Annotated in this window: 1 protein-coding gene; it reads right to left on the bottom strand. The window is 77.2% G+C overall.

All coding sequences use genetic code 11. The features are described from left to right. Positions 1-3 precede the first annotated feature (3 nt). The coding region (locus tag I0Q12_RS18330) for a hypothetical protein (RefSeq protein WP_231610957.1) at positions 4-578 on the bottom strand (575 nt) is incomplete at its 5' end.

Here is a 578-nt window from a genome sequence, read left to right as displayed (position 1 = left end):
GCGTCAGCCGCCGGTTGTCCGGCGACTGTGACGACCGGCTTCGAGCGCCGCGGCGACCGCGCCCAGCCGGGCCTGCCGCACGGTGGTCAACAGCGGCCGCAGCGCCGCCTCGCGGCTCGTCGCCGCGGACATCGACCCGGCCTGCAGTCCGGCGCCGCGCGCCGCGACGTCCAGGATCGCGGACACCTGGTCGGCGGAGTCGAGGATGCGCACGGCACGCACCGGAAGCGATTCGGGATAGCGGTGCCGGGCCTGCTGGGCGATCGCCTCGGCGATCTCCGCGCGCGGGTCGGATCGGCGACCGTCCGTGCCGACGGTCGGGATACCGGTCAGGGTCGCCGCAGCATCGCGCACCGCCTCGCGCATCGTGAACTCGGCCTCGCCGAGACCGGGACGGGCGGGCGCATCCGGCAGGGCCGGCACCGCGAACACGGTCCAGCGCAGCACATCCGGACCCTCCACGGTCGGGACCAGCCCGATCCCCGGCGCCCCGGGCGCCCCGACCAGGACGCCTTCACCGGCCGCCAGCGCCGCCGTCGCGAACGCGGTCCCGGCCGGCAGCCCGGAGACGTCGCCGG

The organism is Rhodococcus sp. CX (assembly GCF_015865005.1).
In the GTDB taxonomy this organism is placed as follows: domain Bacteria; phylum Actinomycetota; class Actinomycetes; order Mycobacteriales; family Mycobacteriaceae; genus Rhodococcus.
Note: the sequence above shows the minus strand (reverse complement) of the source record. Positions and strands in the feature narration are given on the sequence as shown.